We start from the raw sequence: 25,865 nt of genomic DNA, 5'->3' as shown, positions 1-25,865 counted from the left end.
GGGGTTTAGGCGGCATGAAGATGGTTCAAAAAAAGAGCGTGCTTATCGCTATGCTATCCGCTTTAGCGGTATTGACTACAGCATGTACCGGCAATAGTTCAGAAGTTGCGGCACCGAAGCCGGGTGAAGCCGGTAAGGAGTCGGCGCCTGTAGCTCTCAATATTTTCGCTAATTTCTCGATTACTCAGCCTCCAGGGCCGGATAATCCGGTTATAAAAGAATTCGAAAAAAAGACGAATACGAAGCTTAATATTACATGGGTTTCAGATCCTGTATTTGATGACAAGTTAAATGTGCTGTTGGCTTCAGGCGACCTTCCAGACGCGATCCGACTTCCAGATTCGACCGTTCCCCAGTTTCAAACGATGGTTAAACAAGGTGCATTTTGGGACTTAACGCCCTATCTGAAAGATTACAAGAACTTGATGGATTCTCCAAAAGCTATTTGGGACAATACGAAAATTGGCGGCAAAAATTATGTCGTGCCGATTGTGCGTCCTCTGGAGGGCGGGACTACCTTTTATATACGCCGGGATTGGCTGGATAAGCTCGGTTTGAAGATGCCTACAACCTTAGATGAGTTGTACAACGTAATGAAGATCTTTAAAGAGAAGGATCCTGATGGCACGAATAACCCTGTTGGCTACACCATGCGCACAAACGATCAAATTGAATTTATTTATGCTGGAGCCAGCAGTAAGTGGAAACCTGTGAATGGTAACCTTATTGACATTACATTAGAGCCTGAAATGAGAGAAGCGCTGCTTTATAAGAAAAAACTGTATGACGAAAAGCTTATTCCAGCGGATTTCGCTGTAATGAAAAGTAATGATATTACGGATCTGGCGACAAGCGGGAAATCCGGCATAACGACGGAAACGATCGAGGCCATGTGGCGCTGGCAATTCGATCAATGGAAGAGAAATCCGAAGGTGAATTGGGAACCTATCGTTTCGTTAGAAGCGAATAAAGGACCTTTCCAGCAGCAAAATAGCGGATTCATTGGCGTTTATGCGATCCCTAAGAGTGTTCCGGAAGCAAAAATGCGTAAAATTTTATCGCTTCTCGATTTCGGCGCTTCCGAAGAAGGCCACATTCTATCCAATTATGGGATTGAAGGTACTCATTATAAAAAAGAAGACGGATTTTATGTTACCAATGAGCAAGCGGTTAAAGATAGCCTGGGGCCTGGGGCAATGGGCAAGCTGTTTATGAAGCATGACCCTTATATGTATGCCTATGCACCTGGCATGCCGAAGGAAATATTTGAAAGAAACAAAAAAATTATTGATGCCAAAGCGAAAATCAGCACACCAAGAGTGGATATTGGGCTGTACTCGGAAACGAATACAAAGCTCGGAGCCGATTATACCAAGAAGATTAATGACATGAAGACACAGGTTGTTATGGGCAAGGTAAGTATAGAGGAATGGGATAAATTTGTTGCAGGGCTAAAAACAGATGCCAACTATCAGAAGATTATCCAGGAAATGAATGCTTCCTATAAAGAGCGTCTGGCAGCTAAGTAAACCAACAAAAGGAGAATGAGCGAATGGCTACTATAACAGATTTGAGAAAACAGGATGAATCACGTGTATTGAACCAAAGTTGGGGGAAAATTCAATGGCTTTGCGGCCAGGAGATCGATCCAGCAAGTGAAATGACCTTTGGCATGGTCTATATTCATGCGGGGGATTCCAATCCAAGACACGTACACCCTAATTGTGAAGAAGTCATTTTCATTCTTTCCGGTGAGTGTGATCATACACTTGGCGATGAAACCTTCCATCTAGAGCCTGGCATGATGCTGCGTATCCCACGGAATGTACCTCATAATGCAACAACCACTAGCTGGGAGCCATGCCGCATGATTATCGCCTACTCGGCTCCTGACCGCCAGACGATAGGGGAATAATTCCTTTTAATGGAGTAAATCTATGTTTGCACTCAGCTATTTGCAAATCATGATCCTTATTTTGGCCGGTATATTTGTCGGATTCGCTAAAACCGGTATTTCGACCATGGGCATCTTCAATGCGATGTTAGTGACCATTGTTTTTCCGGCAAAAATGTCTGTAGGCATCTTGCTGCCGATGCTGATTATAGGTGATTTCATAGCGGTTGCGTATTACCGCAAAAATGTGATAAAAAAGCATCTGATCAGCCTGATGCCTTGGGCACTTATTGGAGTAATAGGTGGTTATGTCGTACTACTAAAGGTCGATAACAATCAATTGAAGCTTCTCTTGGGTACGCTTATATGCGGATTGATCGTTCTTCAAGTCCTTAGGGATTTCATGGGAGCAAGATTTGACTCCAAGTTTCCATCTTCCATGTGGTTTATTGCAGCGATGGGTATACTTGCTGGTTTTGCAACGACAATTGGTAATGTTTCCGGCGCTATCATTGCCATCTACCTATTTGCCAAGCAAGTACCCAAACAAGAATTTATAGGCACGGGTGCATGGTTCTTTTTACTTGTGAACCTCGTGAAAGTACCCTTTTTCATCCATCTGGGAATGATAACGTCCGATTCTCTCCTTATTGGTATTTGGACCGTTCCTTTAATAGCAATTGGAGCCTATGCAGGTATTAAGCTGCTGCCTTTAATTCCTCAAGTTTACTTTCAGCGGCTTGTTCTTTTACTTGGCGCCTTTGGAGCAGTGAAGTTGCTGGTTGAAGGTATCATGATCAATTGAATCGATGAGATCTAGCTAGAAGGAGAATAGATATGACGATCAAATTAGCGTTTTCAAGACCTACCTCCTCGATGGAGGAGCAAACTTTGCTTTTTGAACAGTACAGAGCCGTTGGTTATGACGGACTTCAATTAAAGGAAGCGCAATATGCCCCTTTCTTGCTAAAACCGGAAAGTTTCATAGAAGCTTGGGGTGGTTTACCAGGCAGTAGTTCAGCTTTAATTACAGGCGGAATTTTGGATGATGCCAATATTGAGAAGCTGCGTAATGTGTTTCGTTTCGCTTCGACGGTCGGCACGGAACTTATTGTATACTGCCATGGGATTCCTAGAGCCAATGTGACCCCGGCAGACATTCGCAGATATGCGGCCGTTCTATCCGATTTGGGACTTGAGGCGCAACAGCAGGGTCTGAAGCTATCACTTCACCATCATTTTAATAATCCCGTTATGCATCGCGATGATTTTGATATCTTTTTCAATCAAATCAAAGACGACTCCGTTGGACTTACTGTGGATACGGCACATTTGGTGAAATCCGGTATCCACGATGCAGCAGAAATTATACGAAGCTTTGGACACGTCATCGATAATTTTCATCTTAAGGACTTTGATCAAGGGGAATGGAGAGTGCTAGGTCAAGGCTCTATTGACTTTGGTCCTATTTTCGAAGCGATTCATGAGATCGGCTATCAAGGATGGATTTCAGCGGATGAGGAAAGCGGTGGCAGCGTAACCGGGGGGATGAAGGATTGCTATGCATTTATGAAAACCGGATTGAACTGAAAATCAGAGCCGGAGGTGCTGGTAACGATGGGTAAAAAGGCAGTTCTTATCGGAGCCTTGGATACGAAAGGTCAAGAGTTTCTATATGTAAAAGAAAAACTGGAAGCTCACGGGGTGGAAACGTTCACGGTAGATACCGGTGTACTTGGCAATCCGTTGTTTCAACCCGATGTATCCGCCGATGAGGTTGCAAGAGCTGGCGGTTCGAGCATTGAGGAGCTAAGAAGTGGTAATGATCGGGGAACAGCTATAGCAGTTATGACCCGAGGTGCTGCTGATATCCTTATCGGTCTTGAACAACAAGGAATTGTAGGCGCAGCCTTTGGAATGGGGGGGACGGCGGGTACGACAGTGGCGGCAACTGCTCTGCAGGGATTACCCATCGGGGTTCCTAAGCTGATGGTTTCCACGGTGGCCTCCGGCAATACGAAACCCTATATAGGCGTCAAAGATGTAACCATGATGTACTCCGTCGTAGATATAGCCGGAATAAATCAGTTATCCCGTCGAATACTGAGCAATGCAGCACACGCGTTGGCAGGAATGATCAATTACATGGAGACGGAACAGGGTGTTGTAGAAGATAAGGTTACACTCGGCATGACGATGTTTGGCGTGACTACCCCCTGCGCGACACGTGTACGAGAAATTCTGGAGGAACGTGGTTACGATCTGCTTGTCTTCCATGCCACGGGAACAGGTGGATTGGCGATGGAGGAGCTAATTAAAGCGGGGTATATCAAGGGCGTTGCGGATATAACGACTACCGAGCTGGCGGATCATTTGGTTGGCGGTATATTCGATGCCGGACCAAACCGTCTGGAAGCAGCGGGAATAACGGGGATTCCGCAGGTTGTTTCGGTTGGGGCTCTGGATATGGTCAATTTCGGTCCACCGGAGACAGTACCAGCGCAATTCAAGGAGCGCATCTTTTACCAGCATAATCCAACGACAACATTGATGAGAACTACCGTAGCGGAGAACAGAGAATTGGGCCGGTTATTCGCCACTAAACTGAATGCGGGCACAGCACCGACCATTGTCGTGTTTCCTAAAGCAGGCGTTTCTCTGCTGGATATGGATTCCAAGCCTTTTGAAGGTAAGGAAGAACGTCAGGCGTTGTATGAAGGAATAAAAGAGCATCTCAGATCAAACATTCCGATGATTGATATGGAACAAGATATTAACGATCCAGCAGTAGCTGATGTAATTGCGGATAATTTACTTACATTGTTAGAACGAAATAAGAGAGGGTAAGAAAACAATGGCGATGCAAAGACAGGAAATAGTAAACAGATTGCGGTGGCAAATTGAACAGGGCCGTTTCATTGTAGGAGCAGGAGCGGGAACGGGGTTGTCGGCGAAATGTGCGGAAGAGGGCGGCGTCGATCTGATTATTATTTATAATTCCGGGCGTTATCGGATGGCAGGCCGAGGATCATTAGCAGGATTAATGCCATATGGGGATGCCAATCAAATTGTTATGGAGATGGGTGGCGAGGTTCTGCCTATTGTCAAGAATACTCCTGTATTGGCCGGGGTATGTGGGACAGATCCCTTCCGTTTGATGGATGTATATCTGAAGCAGTTGAAAGAAATGGGTTTCTCGGGTGTGCAAAACTTTCCTACCGTAGGTTTAATCGACGGCACCTTCAGGCAAAACCTGGAGGAAACGGGGATGGGCTATGATCTGGAGGTCGAGATGATCCGTAAAGCTCATGCCTTGGATTTATTGACTACCCCTTATGTCTTTGGTGAGGATGATGCGATTCAAATGGCGAAGGCTGGTGCTGACGTGCTTGTCGCTCATGTCGGGCTAACGACGAAGGGCAGCATCGGAGCCAAGACGGCGCTTTCGCTTGATGAATCAGCGGATCTCATTCAACGTATTTATGAGGCCGGTAAGTCTATTAATCCGGATATATTGGTCATTTGTCACGGTGGTCCGATTTCTGAACCGGCGGATGTTGAGTATGTGCTAGGTAAAACAAACGGGATCGCGGGTTTCTTCGGAGCCTCCAGCGTGGAGCGGTTGCCTACCGAGATTGCTATTACCGAGCAGGTTAAAAGATTTAAGAGCTTGAGTAAGTGATAAATGGAGGGCCGCCCCTGCTTGGGGGTGGCCCTTAATCCATTTTAAAAGAACATATTATAGATTCGGTTTTAATAAATTCCTCACTTGTACTGCCGCAAGTTTAGGCGATTCAGGTTATTTAATGAGAGATTTTACCGAATAGCCATCTTAATTAGTATTGACGTTTTGTCTTTGCCTTGTCATAATAATCTTAATTAAATAAGTGTGATCACATATCACAAATCACGGAGGTAAGGGAATGAGTGATATAATCAAAGTGCCATCAGTGAATAACGAAGTGTACGACCGGTTAAAACAACGCATTACTCTTGGGGTGATCCCGCCTGGGAAGAAAATATCGATTCGCACGATAGCGGAATTGTTTGGCGTCAGCACCATGCCTGTGCGAGAAGCGCTGCGTATGCTGCAGGCGGAAGGTTTTATTACATTCGAAAGGCGCAGCGTGACCGTCAACAAACTGTCGGTAGAGGAAGTGAAGCAAATGTTCACCATTCGCAAACACCTTGAAATGCTCGCCGCGGAGTGGTCCATTGAACACGTAACCAATACTGATTTGGGGGTCTTGGAAGACATCCTGGAATCGATGGCCAATCCAAACATGGACGTGACGGAATGGAGGAAGTTGAATAAGCTCTTTCACTTACGATTTTATGAATGTTCGAAGTCCTCGCATGTGCTCGAGCTGATTAAGAATGTTTGGGATAAAGTGGAACCTTACATGACAATTTATTCTTCTTCCGTAGACGATTTTCAAGAAGCGCATATTCAGCACCGCGAGATTTTGGATTTGATTCAGCAGCGCAATCTCCCTTTGCTTCTCGAGAAGATCGCCGATCATCTGATTTATACTTGCGATGTGGTTTTAAAAGCTCTCTCCAATAAAAAGTAAATTCATTAAGGAGGTGAATGCCATGACATGAGGTGTAGGGCGATTAGGCTCGAAGAAAAGAGTACAGTTGAAAAATAGTGGAGGTGTATTCAAATGAGTCATGCATCAATTGATAATGAGCTTTTTGAGAGCGAGTACGAACATACACCCGTCCCAGAGGATAAACGAAAGTCTTTGATATCCGTTATGTCCGTATGGGTTGGATTTCCAATGATTATTACCGGTGCTGTCACCGGCGCCACGCTCGTACACGGGTTGGGCTTCATGCGTGGCATACTAGCAATGGTTCTTGGTAATGCCTTGCTATTTGCGTATGTTGGACTCCTCAGCATGCTTGGGGCGAAGGACGGGTATAATTTCTCCTTACAAGCTTCAAAGACCTTCGGGCGAAAAGGGTACATGGTTTCTTCCGCGCTCTTGTCTACGCTCGTCATAGGGTGGTTTGCTGTGCAGACGGGCTTAACCGGCGTTAGTATGGGGAGTGCTTTTGGCGTGAATCAAGTGCTCATCGTGGTGATTGCGGGTGTACTGTACTTGTTGTTGACTCTGTTAGGTATCAAGGCATTGTCTATGATAGGAATTATATCCGTACCTCTGTTTCTCGTATTAGGGTTGTACTCTGCAGTGGAGGCTGTCGGGAACGGGCATGCCGTTATGGCTTATACCGGTAATCCTGATTCCCCGTTGGCGTTCTGGGTCGGTGTCACACTTGTATTCGCCTTATTCGCGGACTCGGGCACGATGACGTCGGATTTTACCCGCTGGGCAAAAAATCGTAATCACGCTTTAATCGCGACATTTGCTGCTTTCCCTATTTCAAATTTGATTGCAATGATCGTGGGAGGTGTTATTGCTGCAGCGACACTAAGCGGCTCAGGTGACGTATTCAGTGTCATCGTTGCGAAGGGCGGCTTTTTAACTTGGATTGCGGTGCTGTTTCTTTTCGTTAATCTAGGTACGGTCTGCTCACACTGCTTGTACAATGGAGCCGTCGGTTGGTCGCACATTACGGGGACCAAGATGCGCACGATGACAATCTTACTCGGTATTATTGGAATTCTGGTTGCAGCGCTTGGTATTTGGGGCTATTTCATCAACTGGCTGAATCTCCTAGGTGTGATCGTGCCGCCGATCGGTACGATTATCATTATGGACCAGTTGGTAACGCGTAAAGCGTCGACTGCCATCGACGGCAATATTCGGTACCAGCCTTTCCTTGCTTGGGGAATCGGTTCAGCTGCCGCTCTTTTCGCCAATTATCAGTTTCCTAGTGTATCCACAGCGATCTGTGGAATCATCATATCCGCTATTGCTTATTGGATGATTTCTAAGAAGTCATCCGTCGTTGCTCCCAAGACGGTAGCAGCAAAATAGTAACGGAATCAGCAGCGAGAGAAGCGTCTGCCAACGCGTCTCTCCGACCAAGCCAGGGAGATTCATTGCTGACATTGTAGCATATTTGCATAGACAGAAAAAGGAGTTGATCGTATGCGTACTTTTACATATATGGAAGCTACCGTGGAGTCGTTCCACGAAGCTTTGAAGGCAAAGATCGTTACCGGAGCAGATTTGGTACGATGGTATCTAGATAGAATTGATTCTTATAATAATCAGGGCCCTAGTATACAAGCGATCGTAACTGTCAATCCCTCCGCGATGGAGGAAGCGAAGGCGCTGGATACTTATTTCGTCGAAACGGGCGAGTTCAAAGGCCCGCTGCACGGGGTGCCAGTGCTTGTGAAAGACCAAGCCGAGACGGCTGGCATCCGCACAACATTCGGTTCCATAGCATTCGCGGATTACGTACCGGAACAAGACGCATCGCTGATCAAGCGGCTCCGCCAAGCAGGGGCGATCATTCTTGCGAAGACGAGTATGTGTGATTTCGCAGCAGGGTGGTTCTCCTTTTCCTCAATGACAGATCACACGAAAAATCCGTACGATCTTGATCGTGAATCCGGCGGTTCAAGCGCGGGTACGAGCGCCGGTATCTCTTCGAATTTTGGACTGATTGGTGTCGGTGAAGATACAGGTGGATCAATTCGATTACCGTCTTCTTTTAATAATTTATTCGGCCTTCGCGTCACGACTGGTTTGATCAGCCGTAACGGTTTTTCTCCGCTTGTACATTTTCAAGACACGGCAGGTCCGATTACACGTACAGTTAAAGACGCTGCAAAGCTAATGGACGTGCTCGTCGGCTTTGATCGGAACGATGTTTTTACAGCCGCTACCTCTCAAACCGCGCATGCGGGGCAGTACGAGTCCATGCTCGAAGGAGCCAGCATGAAGAAGTACCGAATAGGCGTACTCTCCAGTGCATTCGGTCCGGAAAGTGATATGGATTGTGCTCCTGTGAATGACCGGATTCTCTCGACTGTTAGCTGGCTGAAGGAGCAAGGCGTCGAGGTCGTGGAAGAGATCGAACTTCCTGATATTGATCAATGGATTGCTGAAACATCGTTATACACCTTGCAGTCGAAGAAAGACATCAACAATTTCTTGCAGAAGCGTCCAAGCGTTCCACTCAAGAGCTTCAAGGAAATATACGAAACTAATGCATTTCACCCAATGAACGACTTGTTCCACGACATTAACGCCGGACCAGAGGAGCCGGAGAGTGACGAGAACTATTACCGCTCGCGGGTACGCCAAGAGGAATTTCGGCGCGCCATCGTTCACCTGATGCTGGACAATGAAGTGGACTTCCTGCTTTATCCGACCGTTCAAGTACTGCCGCCGAAGCGCGAGGAGTTGTACGCTCAGAAGTGGAGTTGTCTAACATTCCCGACTAATACGGTCATCGCTTCACAATCTGGCCTTCCGGCTATGTCGGTTCCCTCAGGATTCGCCGGTCATCTCCCCGTAGGCTTTGAATTAGTCGGAAAGCCTTACGCAGAAGCCGATCTCTTGCGGTTCGCTTACGATTACGAACAGCAGGCATCCCCAAGGAGAGAACCAGGGCTGTGAGGACTGCAATAGATTTAAATTGTGATATGGGGGAAAGCTTTGGCGTCTACAGGTATGGGGCTGATGAAGAGATGATGCCGCTCATCACTTCTGCCAATATTGCCTGCGGTTTTCATGGCGGGGACCCTCGCATCATGCGGGAGACTGTGGCCCTCGCCAAAAAGTACGGTGTGCGTGTAGGCGCCCACATCGGACTGCCAGATCGTGGAGGTTTTGGTCGCAGGTATATTCAAATGTCACCGAATGAAGTGTATGATCTCTCGTTGTATCAGCTTGGGGCGCTCGACGCATTCCTTCGTGCGGAAAAAATGACGATGGCACATGTGAAGCTTCACGGAGCTCTTTATATGATGGCATCCGACGATCTAGCGCTTTCCGACGCATTCACTGAAGCCGTTTACGCCTTTGACCCTTCGCTTAGTATATTTACCCTGCCTGGCTGCAATACTTCGAGGAGTGCGGCGCGCCTCGGTATTCGATTCATTCATGAATACTTCGCCGATCGTCCATATTCGGATGGCAAGGTGAAGATGTTCGGATGGACGCTCGATGAGATTGGTTCGCCTGCGGACATCGCATCGCGCGTGGCTCAGCTGTTAGAGAATCCGGACTTTGCTGACATTGGAACGGTCTGTGTACACAGTGACACCGCTGGCGCTCCAGCTATTATGAAAGCGATCCGCGACCGGGTGCTGCCTGTGTTGAATCATGAAGAATGACTATATGTAGTGTATTTCGTTGTTATCGAAGAAAAGGCAGCCGATCTAGTAATCGGTTGCCTTTTCTCTGCTAATACAATTTCCGGTTACTCATTCTCCTTATACTCTATCGTTAGCCCCTCAACATGACGTTTACTCATCTGCTTTCGCTTCTTTCGGGCGTCTTTCGATTCAAATACGATGTCCATATCGTAGTCTCCTTCCGGATATAGCTTGCTGCGCTCGATATAAAGAGACATTCTCTTGCGGTGGATGCGCACTTTCTCCTTCTGAATTAATACCGTAATGTTTCCGCGATGATCCGGCTCGCTGCACACAATGCCTGTACGGCGCAGCGAGTGCACCCAGACGCAGTCGCCGATAACGAAATTCGGCACCTGCGTTCGCTTTTTTTTTTCTTTCAACGGAACGTTTACAGGCATTTCTCCTGTAAACGCCGCAGCTATTGCAGGCGCTTCGGGCGAGAGCTGCGTTGCCTCGTAGGTGATCTGCTTCGATCTCTCGATGAGCGCAGGCGGCATACCGAGCTTTTGCGCGATATAAAAGGCATAGGAGGAGCCGGACTGACCAATTGTTAGCTTGTAAAGGGGCTCAAGCGTTTCCGCATTGAATTCCATACGCGCATTCTCGAAGCCGGGGGCAGCGTCGGCAAATTTCTTAATCTCGTTAAAATGCGTCGTCGCCATGACCGTGGCCCCGCGGCGGTACAGTTCCTCCAGCACAGCGATCGATAGGCCAATTCCTTCGCCAGGGTCGGTACCTGAGGCAAGCTCGTCGAGAAGGACGAGCGACGAGGGTCCAGCCTCTTTGAGAATGCCGATCACGTTCTTGACGTGCGATGAGAAGGTGCTGAGCGAATTTTCAAGACTTTGTCCGTCTCCGATATCGACCATAACGGATCTGTATACAGCAAATTCGCTTCCTTCACCTACCGGAACGAGCAGTCCCGACTGCACCATGAGTGTCAGCAGACCGACGGTTTTCAGCGAAACGGTTTTACCTCCCGTATTAGGGCCTGTAATAACAAGCGCGCGGTACTCGTCGCCGATGCGGATATTAAGCGGCACAGAATGCCCGCCGAGCAGCGGATGACGGCCGTCCAGCATGGAGAGCAGGCCGCGATCGTTTAGCTTGACCGTTCGCCCGTTGATTGTTTTCGCGTATTTGGCTTTTGCGAACATAAAGTCGTAATGGCCAATCGTTTCCAAATTGATTGAAATTTCATACTTACTATTCTCGATCAGGTCCGTTAGATCGCTGAGCACCCTCGTTACCTCCGCAGACTCCTCAGCCTGCAGGTGCAAATGTTCGATATGCAGGTCAGCGATATCGGCCGGCTCAATAAATACAGTCTGACCGCTTGCCGACTCGTCCAGCGCCGCACCGCCAACTTGTTTGCGGTATTCCTTTTTCACGGACAACACGTACCGGCCTCCTCTTGTCGAGATGACGCTATCCTGCAAATAGCTGCGGTATTTGGACAAAGCGGTATCCAGCTTCTTACGAATGCGGTCGTCGAGTATATTCATCTTTTTGCGGATACGAGACAAGGCAGCACTTGCCTCGTTATCGACTTGACCGTTGCGGATACAGCGCCGAATCTCGGCCAACAGTTCATGCAATTCGTATAAGGATAGCGCATAGGAAGCGATGCGCGGACTGACGGATTCCTTCTTTTTCATAAAGTTCTTAAGCTGCTGTGAGCTTTCGATGAATCTGGCGATGTGCAGAAAGTCCTGCGGTGTAAAAATAAATCCTTTCCCGAAAGTGCCTATAAGCGGCTCAATGCCTTCGAGCGACGGGATCGGCACACTGGCCCCGTGGGCAATGACACTTAGCGCTTCTTCGGTCTCTTGAAGCAGGGTTGCGACGAGGGCCATCTCGATGACTGGTTCCATGTTCTGAATGTGGGCGCGCCCCAAATAACTCATGGCAAAGTCGGCCAAACGCTGTTTAACGCGGTCGTATTCCAAACGTTGATAAGTGGACTTGTTCAAATGAATGCCTCCTTTTGGGTACAAAAAAAAGCGGACTGGAAACAACAATCGTTTCCATTCCGCTTAGGGAGAAACTGATGTTCTTAACAGCATCACATGCAACCTGCCCGTAGAGCACGCCAAAACAAACCTGTCCAATTGAACGGTTTACTCGCGTAGCCAAACAAAACGGGTTGCACTATGAAATTACTGGTTAAGAACGACCTCAGACATTAAAATCTCTCCTTTTTACATCTATGCAGCTAATATACCCTTATCTTATGCGAGTCCAGTCAGAAAATCGCGGGATAAAATAGCTTAAATCAAACTTTCCATAAGAAGCTCGCATGGAATAAAAAAGGAAATAGTGGAGGAATATCAACAAAAGTGACGAATTAATTGTTCAATACAACCAAAATAGGCGATGGGTGTGAAGGTGAACGGATGAATAAGCAAATGAGTAAAAGCAGGGGAACTATATTTTGGAAAAATTTAGGCATTGTACTATTGATTACGTGCATTCCAATTGCTTTTATAGGCGTCATTATTTACTATATCGGAACAGATCGGATCGAAACCGAAGTGAATAAGGCTCATCAGAATCAGCTCCATTCCTCTATCCAGCAATTGAATGACTATATGGCCAATCTGGAGCATTCCGTTGTGCGGCTTGCTTTCGACCGGAGTTTGGACGAGACCCTGAAGGAGTTGGATTTCGTTCAGGATTTTCAAAAAACAAACGAACTTATGAAATCGTTTTCACTTATCACGGAGTCGAATTCCCTTATTAACAGTGTAAGCCTGTACTTACGTGATTCAGATAAGATCATCGGTGATGAGGCCGGGTTTGAATCTGTGCGAACTGATGAGGATCGCGAACTATTGAATGCTTTGCTTGATCAAGAGCGAACGATCTATTGGGATTATTCCTTGAAAAAAATAAATATGCCGGAAACGATAAATAAAGCAATCATTATTAAGCTGCCAGGCGGACAAATGTATGGTTCCTTCGGGATGTTCATTATTTACTTGGATCAAAATAAATTAAACACAATGGTTCAGAAACTCGTTTCAGGCGAAGGAGTCGCTTTTCTTTTTAATGAAAATGGAGATTACTTAACGACTCCGCCAAGACAAGAAGACAGTCAAGAGTTACTGACGCTGGAGGACGCATTAAAAAGTCAAATATCTGTAGAAAATGCCAATGAGAATATGTTCAAATTCGATTGGAATCACAAAAAATATAACGTATCGTATGGGAAAATTTCGAAGTTAGGCAGTGAATGGACGGTTGTCTCTGCCACGCCTGTATCGCAAATCATTGCGCCTGTAACAGCCTTGTCCACTCTGATTGTCTGGATTAGTATGTTTGGATTGATCATCGGGTTGATGCTTTCCTGGTTTGCTTCCAATAAAATATATGACCCTATTTACCGGTTAAAGTCTCTTTTTGAAAATTCCAGAACGAACCGGTTCAACGAAAAAAACGAAATTACGTATATCGAGCATCAATGGAGGCTGCAGCTTCAAGCAGAGCAAGAGCTTTCTATCCAAATTAAACAGTCCATTCCTGCGCTGAGAGAGAGCTTTTTACTGCAATTTTTGCAAGGAAATTTGTACTCACACACGGAACCCGAGCTTATTCAGAAGTTGAAACAGCTTGATTGGGATGTTGAATCGGAAAGATTTGCCATAATGGTCGCACAGTTTCATGGTATTTCGGAATTAGGAGGAAAATTTTCAGAGCGGGATGCTCAACTCGTTACCTTCGCGGCTTCTAATATCATCAAAGAGCTATGCATGGAGATATCGGATATGGTTCATATCATTAACTTCCAGGATTTATCCATTGGTGTACTTTTCGTTCTGGATCCTGCCAAATCGAATGAAGCGATTAAAGCAAACTTCAATAAACTTGCCCATGACTACATCGTGGCGGTCAATAATGTCTTGCACATGAAAGTTACGATTGTAACAAGTAAAATATCCGATTCGATAAAGGACATACCCAAGATTCTGGAGCAGACAAGAAAAGCTCTCCGGTTTCGTGACCACCATACGTCCAATCAAATGTTGGATATGAATCAGTTCATGCTGACGAATACAAGCCAGAATCAGTTCCCTTTTGAGCTGGAAAGAGAGATTGTGCATACCGTCAGTATGGGGCTTGAAGAGGAAGCCATGCGGCTCATCAAGCAATTCATGCTTGAACTGCAAAGCAATCACAGCGCTGAATTCATGGTTCACCAAGGCATGATGAAACTGCTCGGAACGATCCATAATGCGATGATCAAGCACGAAGTGGACCTTTTCGCCCTATATGGAGGGGTTCATCTCTATGAGCAGCTTATGCAGTTGTCCGAGCCGGATCAAATCCTGGAGTGGTTCCAATACAAGCTGATCAGACCCTTTGTTAAAGCGTTAACGATAACCTACGATAGCAATTTAAGGGAAATGATCGATAATCTGCTTTTGCAAATGCAGAAGGACATCTTACTCGATGTTTCGCTTGAGATGTACGCGGATCAGCTGCAGATGAGCCCTTCAAAGCTAAGCAAGGTGTTCAGGCAAATCAACGGAATCAATTTTATCGATACGATGGTTCGGATGAGAATTGAGAAATGCAAGGAGCTGTTAGTGACAACGGATATGAAAATCAACGATATCGCGGAGCAATTGCACTATCAACCGTCCTACCTGATCCGAATGTTTAAAAAGAGTGAGTGCATCACTCCCCGGCAGTATCGGGAAAAGCACACGCAATCGCTGTAGTAAAATATCCACTTTAAGCGGCCCTTCTTAGTATTTGAGGGGCTTTTTTGCTCATTTCAAAAAAAGACGATAGCCGGAAATTTTTCGAGACATAGTAAAAATTTATTATTATTGCGCTAAGTAGGCCAGTGCTTTAAATTTAGGCCATCAGTTGATGAACACTAGCATTGTAGGGGAGGATTGGTACATGGGTATCCAAGTGACGAAGGTAAATCACCAGCAAACTATTCAAAGAAAAGCAAAAACTTCACTGTGGTCCGAATTCAAACGTGACAAGTATTTGTATCTACTCGTTCTTCCAGGCATCCTGTATTTTCTTATTTTCAAATATTACCCGATGTGGGGGCTGGTTATAGCCTTTCAGGATTATTCACCCTATATGGGAGTTTTTAAAAGCACTTGGGTAGGCTTTGAAAATTTTGTTCGCTTCTTTACAAATCCCAGTTTCTTTCTATTGTTTCGTAATACCATGATGATTAGCTTGTTGAGCCTGGTCTTTTTCTTTCCACTTCCTATTTTATTGTCGCTTTGCATGAATGAGGTGACCAACAAATATTTTAAACGCGTAATTCAATCCATTGTCTACTTACCGCATTTTCTTTCGTGGGTCATTATCGCAGGGATTACCTTTTTATTGCTTTCGCAATCTAATGGGATTGTGAATATGCTGCTCGAACATGCGGGTTTTCCCAAAATGGATTTTTTGACGAATGAAAATTATTTCTGGGGGCTGCTTACCGGCCAAAACATTTGGAAAGACACAGGCTGGGGAACGATTATTTTCCTCGCAGCGATGACAGGCATTGACACGCAGCTTTATGAAGCGGCGAAGATCGATGGTGCCAGCCGGATCAGACAAATGTGGCACATCACCTTACCGGGTATCCGTAACATTATCATTATCCTATTAATTTTGCGTTTGGGGCAAATCATGGATGTTGGTTTTGAACAGGTGTTTCTGATGAGCAATGGCGCAGTAGCAAACGTTGCCGACGTCTTCGAAACGTATGTATATCGAAATGGAATTCAACAAGGACAATTCAGCTATACAACGGCAGCCGGTTTGTTTAAATCCGTGATTGGACTTGTGCTTGTTATCGGGGCTAATTGGCTGGCCAAACGCTTCGGTGAAGAGGGTGTGTATTAAACGAAAACGCCGAGGAGGGAAGGCAATGAGAGAAAGCTTTGGAGACCGATTATTTGGGATGGCAAATGTTCTGCTGCTTGTTGTAATTGGCATTATTACGTTATTCCCCTTGTATTACGTATTCGTCGTTTCCTTTACGGAACCTAGTGAATACATAGAGAAATACGGCTTTGTCCTGTTCCCGAGCAAATGGAGTGTGGGGGCTTATGAATATTTGCTTTCTACTTCCGCCTTCATTCGTGCAACCGGGGTCAGTGCTTTTCTGGCTACTGTGGGAACCCTGTTAAGCCTTATGATAACAGCCGCTTTCTCATTTGGACTGTCCCGCAAAAGACTGCGCGGAAGGAAAGCCATGATGATCATGGTGATGTTTACAATCCTTTTTAATCCGGGAATTATCCCTGTTTATTTATTGGTCCGTGATCTGGGGCTCATAAACAGTGTGTGGGCATTGATTGTCCCTGTTTTGACCAGCGGCTGGTATGTGATCTTGATGAAAAGCTTCTTTGACAGCATTCCTGTCGAGCTGGAAGAGGCTGCAATGATTGATGGTTGCAATGACCTAAGCATCTTTTTCCGAATTATTTTACCGCTTTCTGTCGCATCGCTCGCCGCATTCGGGCTGTTTTATGCAGTGGCCTACTGGAATACGTTCTTTAGTGCCGTGTTGTACATTAATGATTTTACAAAGGTGCCATTACAAATTGTTCTGCGCAACATGCTCATTGATTCCGATACTTCGGTCGGCGGAGCATTGGCGGTAGAGATGGCTTCGGATAAGCAGCTGCCTACTCAAACGATCAAGATGGCCGCAGTTGTCGTGTCTACGCTTCCCATTCTGATGGTTTACCCGTTTTTACAAAAGCATTTTACCAAAGGTGTTATGTTAGGCTCTGTGAAAGGATAATCACTACGGATTATTCCGGTAGGCTTGTTAAACAAATAAATATAACTAAAGGAGACTAACGTGTATGAATAACTTTTCTGACTTGGAGAAAAATTGGCGGATTGAGAAAATCGAGCAAGTGATGATGAAAGGTGAACGTAGAAGGTTGGCTGGCTGCAATGCAAGGCTTGGCGTACACGGTAAAGAAGTAAGCTTTCCTCTGGTGCGAATTACGATTGGAGGCATCACGGGTTACAGCTGGTCCCGTATCTCTCGTGAAGCTGCTGAAGCCATGATCGGAGCTACAGTTAGTGAAATATTTTGCGAAGAACAATGGATCAAAGACCGGTTCCAAAGCATTCAATTCCCACTGTTTGATTGGCTTGCAAAGGTAAGAGAAGTGCCTGTGTATAAACTAGTGAGTCAAAAAGAGTGGACCTCCCCATTAACGGTTCCCTGCTATGACACATCCTTGTACTTTGATGATCTGCATCTGAGTTCAGAACAGGACGCGGTCGCGCTGCTCCAGGAAGAAGCCATGCAAGGCTATAACGAAGGATTTCGCGGTTTCAAAATCAAAGTAGGCCGTGGCGCCATGCATATGGATTTAATGGAAGGCACCAAAAGAGATATTGCAATTGTGAACGGGATTAGAGATGTGGTCGGTCCACAATGTAACATTTCTATTGATGCGAACAATGGGTACAATTTGAACCTAACCAAACATGTGCTGAAAGAAACGGCACAGTCTAACCTGTTGTGGATAGAGGAAGCTTTTCACGAAGATGATAGGCTCTACCGTAATCTGAAGGAGTGGCTGCGCGAGGAGAAATTGAATGTGCTGATCACAGACGGTGAAGGGTTAGCGGCCGAACCGATTGTGGAATGGGCGGAACAGGGCCTGATCGACGCGATTCAATACGATTTGAAGGACTATGGCATTGTGAACTGGTTGAAATTAGCGAAAAGATTGGCTAAAAAGGGAGTAAAAGCAGCACCACATAATTACGGTGGCTTCTATGGTAACTTTGCTTCCGCTCAGGTATATCCAGCCATTGAAGGATTTATGTTTGTTGAATGGGATGAGGCGCAGATTCCAGGGATCGACACTTCCGGTTACAGCATTAAGGATGGTAAAATTACCGTTCCTTCTACTCCGGGCTTTGGCTTGCATATTGACGATGCTTATTATAAAAAACAAGTTAGTGAACGTGGCTGGACAGTATAATTCAGGCAAGGTGAACCGGTCTGTCAACTAATTTTATGGGAGATGAGTTAAATATGAAAAAGCTTCTCGTTTTATCTACGTTAGTTGTATCCTTTTCTCTTACAGTAGCCTGTTCCTCTGCACCTTCTTCGGCTCCAGCGAAAGATGGAGGGACGACTGCGAAAGTAGAGACCAAAGCGCCAGCGAAGCCTACCGAAATTAAAGTCATGACAGACTTTACAATTACTCAGCCGCCGGGTGCAGATAATCCGGTTTTGAAAGAATTTGAGAAAAGAACGAATACGAAGCTGACGGTTCAATGGATTCCGGGGAGTGATTACGCGGACCGCGTCAATGTGGCATTGGCTGCAGGCGATATCGCAGATTTGATCAAAATTCCGGATATCACGACTGCTTTATTCCGGCAAATGGTCAAGCAGGGAGCCTTCTGGGATTTGACCCCGTATATCAAAGATTATCCGAACCTGGTGTCCATTAATCCAAAAACGTGGAGCAATACCAAAATTGATGGCAAAAGTTATGCCATTCCTGCAGGACGGCCTTTGGATGGAGGCGGATTTTTCGATATTCGTAAAGATTGGCTGGATAAGCTTGGACTGAAGATGCCAACCAATATGGATGAGCTTTATACGGTAATGAAAGCGTTTAAGGAGAATGCGCCGGATGGCAAAAAGGATACAATCGGTTTTACGATGCGGGGATCAGCAACCATTGACGAAGTATTCCTGGGGACAGTTGGCATGTGGAAAGCGGTAGACGGTAAGCTGGTTAATATGTATCTTGAACCGGAAATGAGAGAATCACTAGTCTACCAGCGCAAGCTGTACCAAGAAGGATTAATTCCGCAGGACTTCCCTGTTCTGAAAGAAAATCAATACTGGGAACTCGCCACTAGTGGTAGAGCCGGAATTACGAATGAGACGCCAGAGGCGTTGTTCAGATACACAATGGACCAATGGAAGAAAGATCCGAAGGTAGAATGGACGCCAATGGTCTCTTTAGCTCCCAAAGCGGGAGGCAAACCTTATGTGCCCCAAGGAACAGGGATGAACGGTGTACTTGCTATACCGAAATCGGTTTCGGAAGAAAAGATGAAGGCCATTTTAAACTTCGTGAATTACGGTTCCGGTGGCGAAGGGTTGGATTTAACCTTGTACGGCATTAAAGATGTTCATTATACGCTTACGGATGGTTTAAAAGTATCGAATGATAAAGCGGTGGCAGACAGTGTAGGAACAGCAACATGGGGGAAAATGTTCAGTACGCCGGTCGTTGATTTGTGGCAGTATGCGGCTGGCATGCCCAAAGAGGTTTATCAAAGAAATATGAAAATTACGGAAGAAAGAGCTAAGGTTTCCGTTGGCAATCCGGCGATTGGTCTTGTATCCGAGACGGATATTAAGCTGGGTGCTGACTACAAGAAAAAAATCGCCGACATGAAAACGCAAGTTATCATCGGGAAAATTGCATTGGAAGATTGGGATAAATATATTGATTCTCTTAAGAAGGATCCAAACTACCAAAAAATTACAGAAGAGTTCAATGCCGAGTACAAAAAACGTCTAGCTCAAAATTAAAACGAACCGATTGAATATTTGCTTGAGGTAAGGGTATCCTTGCCTCTTTGTTTTTTTAACTGACGTTGGGACTACACCTTGAATAAGGAGTGTAAAAACTATGGAATATGTAGCGTTCGGAAAAACAAATGTAATGGTAAGTCGGATCGGTTTTGGTGGCGCTCCAGCGGGATTGAGGAATTACTTAGGGCCGTACAATCCGGATCTACCGGAAAACAATAACCACATTATTGCAGCCATCGATGCCGCACTTGAAGCAGGGATTAATTATTTCGATACGGCACCGGGATACGGAAACGGAAAAAGCGAAGCGTTGATGGGATACGCTTTGAAGGGCAGCCGTAACGCTGTTTTTCTGGCAAGCAAGGCTAAAATATGCCATCCCGATGATCTGAGACGATCGCTGGAACAGAGTTTGCAGCGCCTGCAGACCGACCGATTGGACTTTTTTCAGCTTCACGGTACCAGTTACAAGGATCAAGATGTACAGCAAGTTTTGCACGGCGGGATATTGGAGCAAATGCTGCAATTCAAAGCGGAGGGCTTGGTTCGCTTTATTGGCTTTACGAGTGAAGATACGAACAGAGCTGTTTATGATTTCATCCAATGCGGGCAATTTGATATCATGCAGATTTGTTATAATGTATTGATGCAGCATCCGTATGATCCGAACAGACCCTTTGGCAGTATACTTGAAGCAGAGAAAGCTGGCCTGGGTATTGCGGTTATGCGGGCGTTTACTTCGGGGGTTTTTCAACGTTGGATGGCGATGGTCCACCCGGAAAACCATTTCGATTATACCGAGGCATTAATCCAGTTTGTGCTTTCTAATCCGCATGTAGATGTCGCTCTGATCGGTATGCGAAATGCCGAGGAAGTCCGGAAAAATGCAGCAATTTGCGATCATCTTTCGGGAAGGGTCGATATTAGGCAAATGTTTACTTACTATTAATGGAGTGAGATTGGGGAAATGAGGGCCGGGACTCCGTTGGGGTTCCGGTTTTTTATTTTACATGTTGAACCATATGCCACTGGCATGTAAGATAGGTTCATACAGCAAGAGGAAGGGAACAGCTATGTGGTCGTATACAGTCGGTTTATTCCGTGATTTATCCCCTGGCGTCAAACGATTTATTGCCACTGAAAGCTTATTTGGCATCGGCGCTGGCATCTTCAACTTGATTTTAAACTTACACCTGCTGGATCTCGGCTTCTCCAAAGAGGACGTCGGGCGCATCACCTCGCTGGGAGCGTTGACCGTGGGACTGACCAGTCTCCCGGCAGGCATCGTCGTCAAATACATAGGCCGTAAAACGATGCTCGTTATCGGCATGCTGCTGGCTTTTTTGGCGTTGATCATCTTTGGATTCGGCACCAGTGTCGGCATGATTACCACAGCACAGCTCACTTGGTCGCTAAGTATTAGCGCCATTGTGAATTCGGAAATCCAACTGATTTTTCAATATTGCCGCACGAAAAAAGAAGAGACCAGCGCTTACTCGCTGCTGTTTGCAATCTTTACCTTATGCACCGGCATTGGCACATGGTTGGGAGGCTATCTCCCGTTGTGGCTGCCAGGGCACAGCACGTTGTACCAATACGCCTTTTTCGTGGCTGGCGGCTGTTTGGGGCTTTCCGGTATTCTTAGGGGCTTGCTGCTTCCGTCTACGAATGACCGAGCTGTTGCAACCGAGAAGTCAGGGACTTCCACAGCTCCTTCTTCAGTCAGGCACAAGAAGGCGCACGCCTACTCGCTTATGTTCTTGCTTGCGCTGCTTATCTTTAATTCAGGCTTCACCTTTGGTCTGTTGAGCCCATTTCTCAACGTCATATTGAAGTTTAGATTTGGGATGGAGGACGGCAGTATCTCCGGGCTGCTAGCTCTCTCCGGTGTGTTCTTTTTTGTCGGCTCGCTTCTCGTTCCGTACCTATTGGAGCGCATGGGCAGCCGCAATGCCTTCGTATTCCTGTTTCTGTACAATATCGTAGTAGTAGGGCTGATGGCACTTACTATGCCTAGCTCCGTCTTTGCTGTGCTGCTAATGATTCGAGGCACTGGCTTTACGATGCTGAACAACATGATGGACAGCGAATGCATGTCCGCCGTTGCCGAGGAAGACCGCAATGTGTTTGCAGGGATGAGGACGGTTTCACGGAGTATCGGCAATACGATTGCGTCGTATTGGGCGGGGTATATTTTGGCCGGCAATCATTACGCCTTGCCATTTTTGTTAACGGCCGTAGCGCTGCTGGCAGGGTTTGCTGTGTATGCGTGGTTCGTGCAGGGCAAGCTGGCTCAGAGACTGCAAGGGCAGATGTGAGTGGAGGTTAGTAAATCTAAAGATGATCCCTTTTTGTACAGGGGTCATCTTTTTTTATGTTCGTAGGTGGAGCAACTGGAAGGATGAGCATAAGAAGGCTTATGTTGCATTTTATACAATATAACGGCGTGCTTTGACCGTAAATCCGGTCTTTCGTTGCACAATATACAACCATTTGCTGCGAAAAGGTGAGATATAAGCGGTTTAGCGCATGAATGGTTGTACTAAGTACAATATAGAGGCGATCTGACCCCCAATTAGAGTCAAATGGTTGCACAAAACACAACATAGAAAGCTGCTGCAGCCATAACTCAGTGAGTGAATGATGATAGGTGATAAACGATGCTTCGGGATGAGCAGACGAAGCGAGATCTGAGCAATAGAGGTGTAGTCTGACCGTGATTGCGGTCTTTTTTATTCAACGCCCAACCTATATTCGTACCGTAAATTTGAACACCCACCGTAAGATCGTCTACTTCCTACCATCTGCATGCGCTTACAATCTTAAATTTGTTCCCCAATGATCATCTTTTTATCGGTTCAGGCCAGGGCATTAACCCTGTAAAGTAATAACCAAGGGAGCCACGTGTGAAAAGGCTTTCGAACTTCATCCATCATTCAGAGAGAGGGTTGTACGTACCATGAAAAAGAAATTAACAAGTATGCTGATGGCCAGTGTCGCACTTACCTTAGTCGTCTCCGGTTGTTCGAGCACAAAAGAAAGCGCTGCCAGTAACGCGGCATCGACAGCAGCTGCTACAGAGAAAGCAGCTGCGGGCAAACCGGCAAGCCCGGTCGAAATCACATTTTGGAATATGTTCGGCGGTGGAGAGGGCGACTTCGTCGACCAAATTATCAAAGGTTATAACGAATCCCAGAAAGAAGTCACCGTGAAGCAGCTTCGCCTTGAGTCGAATGAATATTACGCGAAGCTTAGCACAGCGCTATCTTCCTCCAAAGGACCGGACGTGGCCGTCGCGCACGTGGATCGCATTTCACCGTTTGTGAAAGCGAAGCAAATTGTCCCGGTGGATCAGTTAGCCAGCAAGGTCGGTTTTGATTTAAAACAAATTTCCGACTCGAATATCAAAAGCGTCTCCTACGATGGCAAGCCCTATGCGATTCCTCTAGACACGCATTTTCATATGTTCTATTACAATAAAGATTTGCTGAAAAAAGCGGAACTGCTGAACGATGATGGCACGCCTAAGCTCGGCGATTTATCACCGGAGGGCTTCAAGAAGACACTCGCACAAATACATGCGAAAGTGCCGGACGTGCAAGCACTTGCCGTAAATACGCCGTATTTCCAAGAGCCATTCTTGAACCTCTACTATGAAGCTGGCGGCGACTTGCTGAACGCAGAAGCGAACAAAGCGGCAATTAATAACGATAAAGCGCTCAATGTCTTGAAGTTCTACATGGATCTTTACAACAACAAATATACGGATCTTAATGATAAAACCCCGTGGGATTCGTTCCACAACGGCAAAGCGGCCTTTTGGTTCGGCGGCGTGTGGGAAGCGGGGCTACTGCTCGGAGAAAAATCGCCAAATATCGGCGCTATGCCGCTCCCGGCCATTTTTGGAAGCCAAACGCATTGGGGAAGCTCTCACTTGCTCGTAGTTCCGAGTTACGTAGCACCTGAGAAACAAGAAGCGGCAGCGAAATTTATGAAGTACTTCTCCGAAGTTGGCGGCAAAACTTGGGGGCAAGCAGGCCACGTGCCGGCGAACAGCGCTGTAACCACAAGCGATGAATACAAAAAGCTGCCTTACCGCAATTACTTCATCGAGGCACAAAAAACGGTGAAATTCGCACCGAAAACCGATAAATACACGACGATCATCACGACAGTTTCGGAATCGCTTCAAAACATTATTTTCAGTAAGCAAACCCCTGAAGACGGGCTGAAAACGTTGGAGAAGCAGATTAACGACATTTTATCCAACTAGCCTGAGTAGGCCAACCGGTGAGGCTGCGTCAAGCAATGCGGCTTCATCCGGTTTTTAATATGGAGCACTGAGCAAAGATCGAAGGAGTATACCCTATGGAGACTAAAGTGAGAGAGAACGAAGGGACAGTTGTCCTTCGAAAAACCTACGCATGGCCTTTTCTCAATGACTGGAAAGCGATTTTGTACCTGATACCGTTCCTCATTCCATTTACCATCTTCTATCTCTGGCCGGTATGTCGAGGGGCGTGGATGAGCCTGCACGTATGGAACATTCAAGGCATGCAAAAGTATGTTGGTTTCGCTAATTACAAAAAGATTTTCACCGATTCGGATTTTTATCTGTATATGTGGCACTCGGTTTACTTCGTTTTGATTTGTACGCCGGCTGTTATTGTACTAGGGCTGGTATTGGCTCTGCTGATCAATCAAAAAATCCTATTCCGAACCACGATTCGTTCGATTTTTTTCTTGCCGTATGTGCTTTCGGTTTCTGTTATCAGCTTTATTTGGCTGCGTATGTTCGACTCCAAGAACGGACCGATCCATGCTTTTTTAAAGATTATTGGCATCCCTGGAGAAATTCACTGGTTAACGGATAAAAATTTTGCTTGGTGGGCAATTACGATTACGACCAATTGGTGGACAGTTGGGTTCGTCATGGTCTTGTTTTTAGCAGGATTACAAGAAATTCCCACAGATCATTATGAAGCTGCGAAAATAGATGGCGCAGGCGCCTGGAAGCAATTTTGGCATATTACGCTCCCGGGTTTGTCTAGAGTCATGAAAATACAGGTGTTTTATCAGGTTATTGCGTGTCTGAAACTATTCGGGCAAGTTCAAATCATGACAGGCGGCGGTCCGGGGGATTCGACGAATACGATGATCAGATACATTTATGTGACAGGGTTTAAAAAGGATATGTTCGGTCTTGCGTCCGCTCAGTCCATTGTCTTTTGTCTCATGATGCTGCTCATTGCCCTGATTCAATTTAAACTGACAGATCGTCAAGACTAACGGAGGTCCCAATGTCAATAAAACGAATTACGCTGAATGCCGTCGCCGTCGTTCTTGCCCTGTTGTTTATTTTTCCCCTCATATGGATGCTTCTGGTGTCATTAAAGCCCAATGGCGTCAATGTCTATACCTTAAGCGATTGGATAAAATGGTCTGATTTGACCTTCGCTAATTATGCCAAAGTGATGAAGGATTCCCAGATCCTGAGATGGACCTGGAATTCGGCAGTGATTGGTGTAATAACCACCGTGGTCTCCTTATTATTCAGCTCGCTGGCAGCTTTCTCTTTTTCCAAATTGCCTTTTAAATCCAAAGGCTTATTCTATCTGCTCATAGTTTCAGGACTGCTCATCCCGACGGAGGCCATCCTGATTCCGCTATATGAGACAACGTTGCATTTGAAACTAATCGATAATATCTGGGCGATTATTCTTCCTGGTTTGACGAATCCCCTTGGGATTCTGTTGCTGAAGCAGTTTATGGACGGTGTGCCTAAAGACTATATTGAAGCAGCGCAAATTGACGGCTGCAGGAGTGTCAATCTGTGGCTGCGCATCTGTTTGCCCCTTACCAAATCGGCAATGGTTTCCGTCGGCATATTTTATTTCATCTTGTCCTGGAACAACTTCTTATGGCCTTACCTATCCATTACCTCTCAAGAGAACATGATCCTTTCGGCAGGACTTCCAACGTTTTTGTCGAATAATATAATGTCCCTGAATATGATTATGGCGGCAAGCTCAATTGCAGCAATTCCAACCATCGTGGTGTTTATTCTGTTACAGAAACACATTGTTCAAGGCGTGGCGATGTCAGGGATTAAAGGATAG

21 protein-coding genes are annotated in these 25,865 nt (G+C 46.0%); 20 read left to right on the top strand and 1 reads right to left on the bottom strand.

The features are described 5' to 3' along the window. Nucleotides 1–14 precede the first annotated feature (14 nt). The 10 genes from RQP52_RS12655 (at nucleotide 15) to RQP52_RS12610 (ending at nucleotide 10,157) form a co-directional block, all read left to right on the top strand. Nucleotides 15–1,529: an extracellular solute-binding protein gene (locus RQP52_RS12655; RefSeq protein WP_315951887.1), complete on the top strand. Its 1,515-nt coding sequence runs from the start codon at nucleotides 15–17 to the stop codon at nucleotides 1,527–1,529. A 23-nt stretch (nucleotides 1,530–1,552) separates the two neighbouring features. Continuing rightward, nucleotides 1,553–1,915 (top strand): cupin domain-containing protein, encoded by a 363-nt coding sequence (locus RQP52_RS12650; protein WP_161410719.1) that lies wholly within the window; start codon nucleotides 1,553–1,555, stop codon nucleotides 1,913–1,915. 22 nt (nucleotides 1,916–1,937) lie between these two features. Next, nucleotides 1,938–2,699, top strand: coding sequence for a sulfite exporter TauE/SafE family protein (locus tag RQP52_RS12645; protein ID WP_315951886.1), 762 nt, complete (start codon nucleotides 1,938–1,940; stop codon nucleotides 2,697–2,699). Between the two features lie 32 nt (nucleotides 2,700–2,731). After that, the gene (locus RQP52_RS12640) at nucleotides 2,732–3,484 is read left to right on the top strand and encodes a sugar phosphate isomerase/epimerase family protein (protein WP_315951884.1); all 753 of its coding nucleotides are present in this window, start codon (nucleotides 2,732–2,734) and stop codon (nucleotides 3,482–3,484) included. 27 nt (nucleotides 3,485–3,511) lie between these two features. After that, nucleotides 3,512–4,741, top strand: a complete 1,230-nt coding sequence (locus RQP52_RS12635) for a Tm-1-like ATP-binding domain-containing protein (protein WP_315951882.1) — start codon at nucleotides 3,512–3,514, stop codon at nucleotides 4,739–4,741. Between the two features lie 7 nt (nucleotides 4,742–4,748). Next, entirely contained in the window at nucleotides 4,749–5,576 is an 828-nt protein-coding gene (locus RQP52_RS12630) for a phosphoenolpyruvate hydrolase family protein (protein WP_315951881.1), read from the top strand. Between the two features lie 241 nt (nucleotides 5,577–5,817). Then, entirely contained in the window at nucleotides 5,818–6,468 is a 651-nt protein-coding gene (locus RQP52_RS12625) for a GntR family transcriptional regulator (RefSeq protein WP_315951880.1), read from the top strand. Nucleotides 6,469–6,561: 93 nt separating this feature from the next. Beyond that, nucleotides 6,562–7,842, top strand: a complete 1,281-nt coding sequence (locus RQP52_RS12620) for a cytosine permease (RefSeq protein WP_315951878.1) — start codon at nucleotides 6,562–6,564, stop codon at nucleotides 7,840–7,842. 114 nt (nucleotides 7,843–7,956) lie between these two features. Next, a complete protein-coding gene (locus tag RQP52_RS12615; RefSeq protein WP_315951876.1) occupies nucleotides 7,957–9,438 on the top strand; it encodes an amidase in 1,482 nt (493 codons plus the stop codon). Continuing rightward, nucleotides 9,435–10,157 (top strand): 5-oxoprolinase subunit PxpA, encoded by a 723-nt coding sequence (locus RQP52_RS12610; protein WP_315951874.1) that lies wholly within the window; start codon nucleotides 9,435–9,437, stop codon nucleotides 10,155–10,157. The genes RQP52_RS12615 and RQP52_RS12610 overlap by 4 nt, the downstream gene beginning before the upstream one ends. Nucleotides 10,158–10,243: 86 nt before the next feature. Here the strand turns inward: RQP52_RS12610 and RQP52_RS12605 are convergent, their stop codons facing one another. After that, nucleotides 10,244–12,154, bottom strand: a complete 1,911-nt coding sequence (locus RQP52_RS12605; RefSeq protein WP_315951872.1) for an endonuclease MutS2 — start codon at nucleotides 12,152–12,154, stop codon at nucleotides 10,244–10,246. A 435-nt stretch (nucleotides 12,155–12,589) separates the two neighbouring features. Between RQP52_RS12605 and RQP52_RS12600 the strand changes: the two genes are divergently transcribed. The 10 genes from RQP52_RS12600 (at nucleotide 12,590) to RQP52_RS12555 (ending at nucleotide 25,865) form a co-directional block, all read left to right on the top strand. Beyond that, a complete protein-coding gene (locus tag RQP52_RS12600) occupies nucleotides 12,590–14,905 on the top strand; it encodes an AraC family transcriptional regulator (RefSeq protein ID WP_315951871.1) in 2,316 nt (771 codons plus the stop codon). Between the two features lie 187 nt (nucleotides 14,906–15,092). Then, nucleotides 15,093–16,052, top strand: a complete 960-nt coding sequence (locus RQP52_RS12595; protein WP_315951869.1) for an ABC transporter permease — start codon at nucleotides 15,093–15,095, stop codon at nucleotides 16,050–16,052. 25 nt (nucleotides 16,053–16,077) lie between these two features. Continuing rightward, nucleotides 16,078–16,959, top strand: coding sequence for a carbohydrate ABC transporter permease (locus RQP52_RS12590; protein ID WP_315951867.1), 882 nt, complete (start codon nucleotides 16,078–16,080; stop codon nucleotides 16,957–16,959). A 64-nt stretch (nucleotides 16,960–17,023) separates the two neighbouring features. Further along, nucleotides 17,024–18,166, top strand: coding sequence for an enolase C-terminal domain-like protein (locus RQP52_RS12585; protein WP_315951865.1), 1,143 nt, complete (start codon nucleotides 17,024–17,026; stop codon nucleotides 18,164–18,166). Nucleotides 18,167–18,219: 53 nt separating this feature from the next. Next, the gene (locus RQP52_RS12580; RefSeq protein WP_315951864.1) at nucleotides 18,220–19,743 is read left to right on the top strand and encodes an extracellular solute-binding protein; all 1,524 of its coding nucleotides are present in this window, start codon (nucleotides 18,220–18,222) and stop codon (nucleotides 19,741–19,743) included. Between the two features lie 100 nt (nucleotides 19,744–19,843). Then, nucleotides 19,844–20,695 (top strand): aldo/keto reductase, encoded by an 852-nt coding sequence (locus tag RQP52_RS12575; RefSeq protein WP_315951863.1) that lies wholly within the window; start codon nucleotides 19,844–19,846, stop codon nucleotides 20,693–20,695. A 124-nt stretch (nucleotides 20,696–20,819) separates the two neighbouring features. Beyond that, complete coding sequence (locus tag RQP52_RS12570; protein WP_315951862.1) at nucleotides 20,820–22,064, top strand: MFS transporter; 1,245 nt, start codon at nucleotides 20,820–20,822, stop codon at nucleotides 22,062–22,064. A gap of 641 nt (nucleotides 22,065–22,705) precedes the next feature. Further along, nucleotides 22,706–24,019: an ABC transporter substrate-binding protein gene (locus RQP52_RS12565; protein ID WP_315951861.1), complete on the top strand. Its 1,314-nt coding sequence runs from the start codon at nucleotides 22,706–22,708 to the stop codon at nucleotides 24,017–24,019. 95 nt (nucleotides 24,020–24,114) lie between these two features. Then, a complete protein-coding gene (locus tag RQP52_RS12560; protein ID WP_315951860.1) occupies nucleotides 24,115–25,035 on the top strand; it encodes a carbohydrate ABC transporter permease in 921 nt (306 codons plus the stop codon). Between the two features lie 11 nt (nucleotides 25,036–25,046). After that, the gene (locus tag RQP52_RS12555) at nucleotides 25,047–25,865 is read left to right on the top strand and encodes a carbohydrate ABC transporter permease (protein WP_315951859.1); all 819 of its coding nucleotides are present in this window, start codon (nucleotides 25,047–25,049) and stop codon (nucleotides 25,863–25,865) included.

The organism is Paenibacillus violae, from assembly GCF_032461945.1.
GTDB lineage: Bacteria > Bacillota > Bacilli > Paenibacillales > NBRC-103111 > Paenibacillus_E > Paenibacillus_E violae.
The sequence above is the reverse complement of the archived record's forward strand: the minus strand, read 5'-3'. Positions and strand labels throughout refer to the sequence as shown.

Coding starts and splice junctions, on each gene's coding strand:
- RQP52_RS12655 (WP_315951887.1), top strand. CDS start 15: ATGAAGATGGTTCAAAAAAAGAGCGTGCTTATCGCTATGCTATCCGCT.
- RQP52_RS12650 (WP_161410719.1), top strand. CDS start 1,553: ATGGCTACTATAACAGATTTGAGAAAACAGGATGAATCACGTGTATTG.
- RQP52_RS12645 (WP_315951886.1), top strand. CDS start 1,938: ATGTTTGCACTCAGCTATTTGCAAATCATGATCCTTATTTTGGCCGGT.
- RQP52_RS12640 (WP_315951884.1), top strand. CDS start 2,732: ATGACGATCAAATTAGCGTTTTCAAGACCTACCTCCTCGATGGAGGAG.
- RQP52_RS12635 (WP_315951882.1), top strand. CDS start 3,512: ATGGGTAAAAAGGCAGTTCTTATCGGAGCCTTGGATACGAAAGGTCAA.
- RQP52_RS12630 (WP_315951881.1), top strand. CDS start 4,749: ATGGCGATGCAAAGACAGGAAATAGTAAACAGATTGCGGTGGCAAATT.
- RQP52_RS12625 (WP_315951880.1), top strand. CDS start 5,818: ATGAGTGATATAATCAAAGTGCCATCAGTGAATAACGAAGTGTACGAC.
- RQP52_RS12620 (WP_315951878.1), top strand. CDS start 6,562: ATGAGTCATGCATCAATTGATAATGAGCTTTTTGAGAGCGAGTACGAA.
- RQP52_RS12615 (WP_315951876.1), top strand. CDS start 7,957: ATGCGTACTTTTACATATATGGAAGCTACCGTGGAGTCGTTCCACGAA.
- RQP52_RS12600 (WP_315951871.1), top strand. CDS start 12,590: ATGAGTAAAAGCAGGGGAACTATATTTTGGAAAAATTTAGGCATTGTA.
- RQP52_RS12595 (WP_315951869.1), top strand. CDS start 15,093: ATGGGTATCCAAGTGACGAAGGTAAATCACCAGCAAACTATTCAAAGA.
- RQP52_RS12590 (WP_315951867.1), top strand. CDS start 16,078: ATGAGAGAAAGCTTTGGAGACCGATTATTTGGGATGGCAAATGTTCTG.
- RQP52_RS12585 (WP_315951865.1), top strand. CDS start 17,024: ATGAATAACTTTTCTGACTTGGAGAAAAATTGGCGGATTGAGAAAATC.
- RQP52_RS12580 (WP_315951864.1), top strand. CDS start 18,220: ATGAAAAAGCTTCTCGTTTTATCTACGTTAGTTGTATCCTTTTCTCTT.
- RQP52_RS12575 (WP_315951863.1), top strand. CDS start 19,844: ATGGAATATGTAGCGTTCGGAAAAACAAATGTAATGGTAAGTCGGATC.
- RQP52_RS12570 (WP_315951862.1), top strand. CDS start 20,820: ATGTGGTCGTATACAGTCGGTTTATTCCGTGATTTATCCCCTGGCGTC.
- RQP52_RS12565 (WP_315951861.1), top strand. CDS start 22,706: ATGAAAAAGAAATTAACAAGTATGCTGATGGCCAGTGTCGCACTTACC.
- RQP52_RS12560 (WP_315951860.1), top strand. CDS start 24,115: ATGGAGACTAAAGTGAGAGAGAACGAAGGGACAGTTGTCCTTCGAAAA.
- RQP52_RS12555 (WP_315951859.1), top strand. CDS start 25,047: ATGTCAATAAAACGAATTACGCTGAATGCCGTCGCCGTCGTTCTTGCC.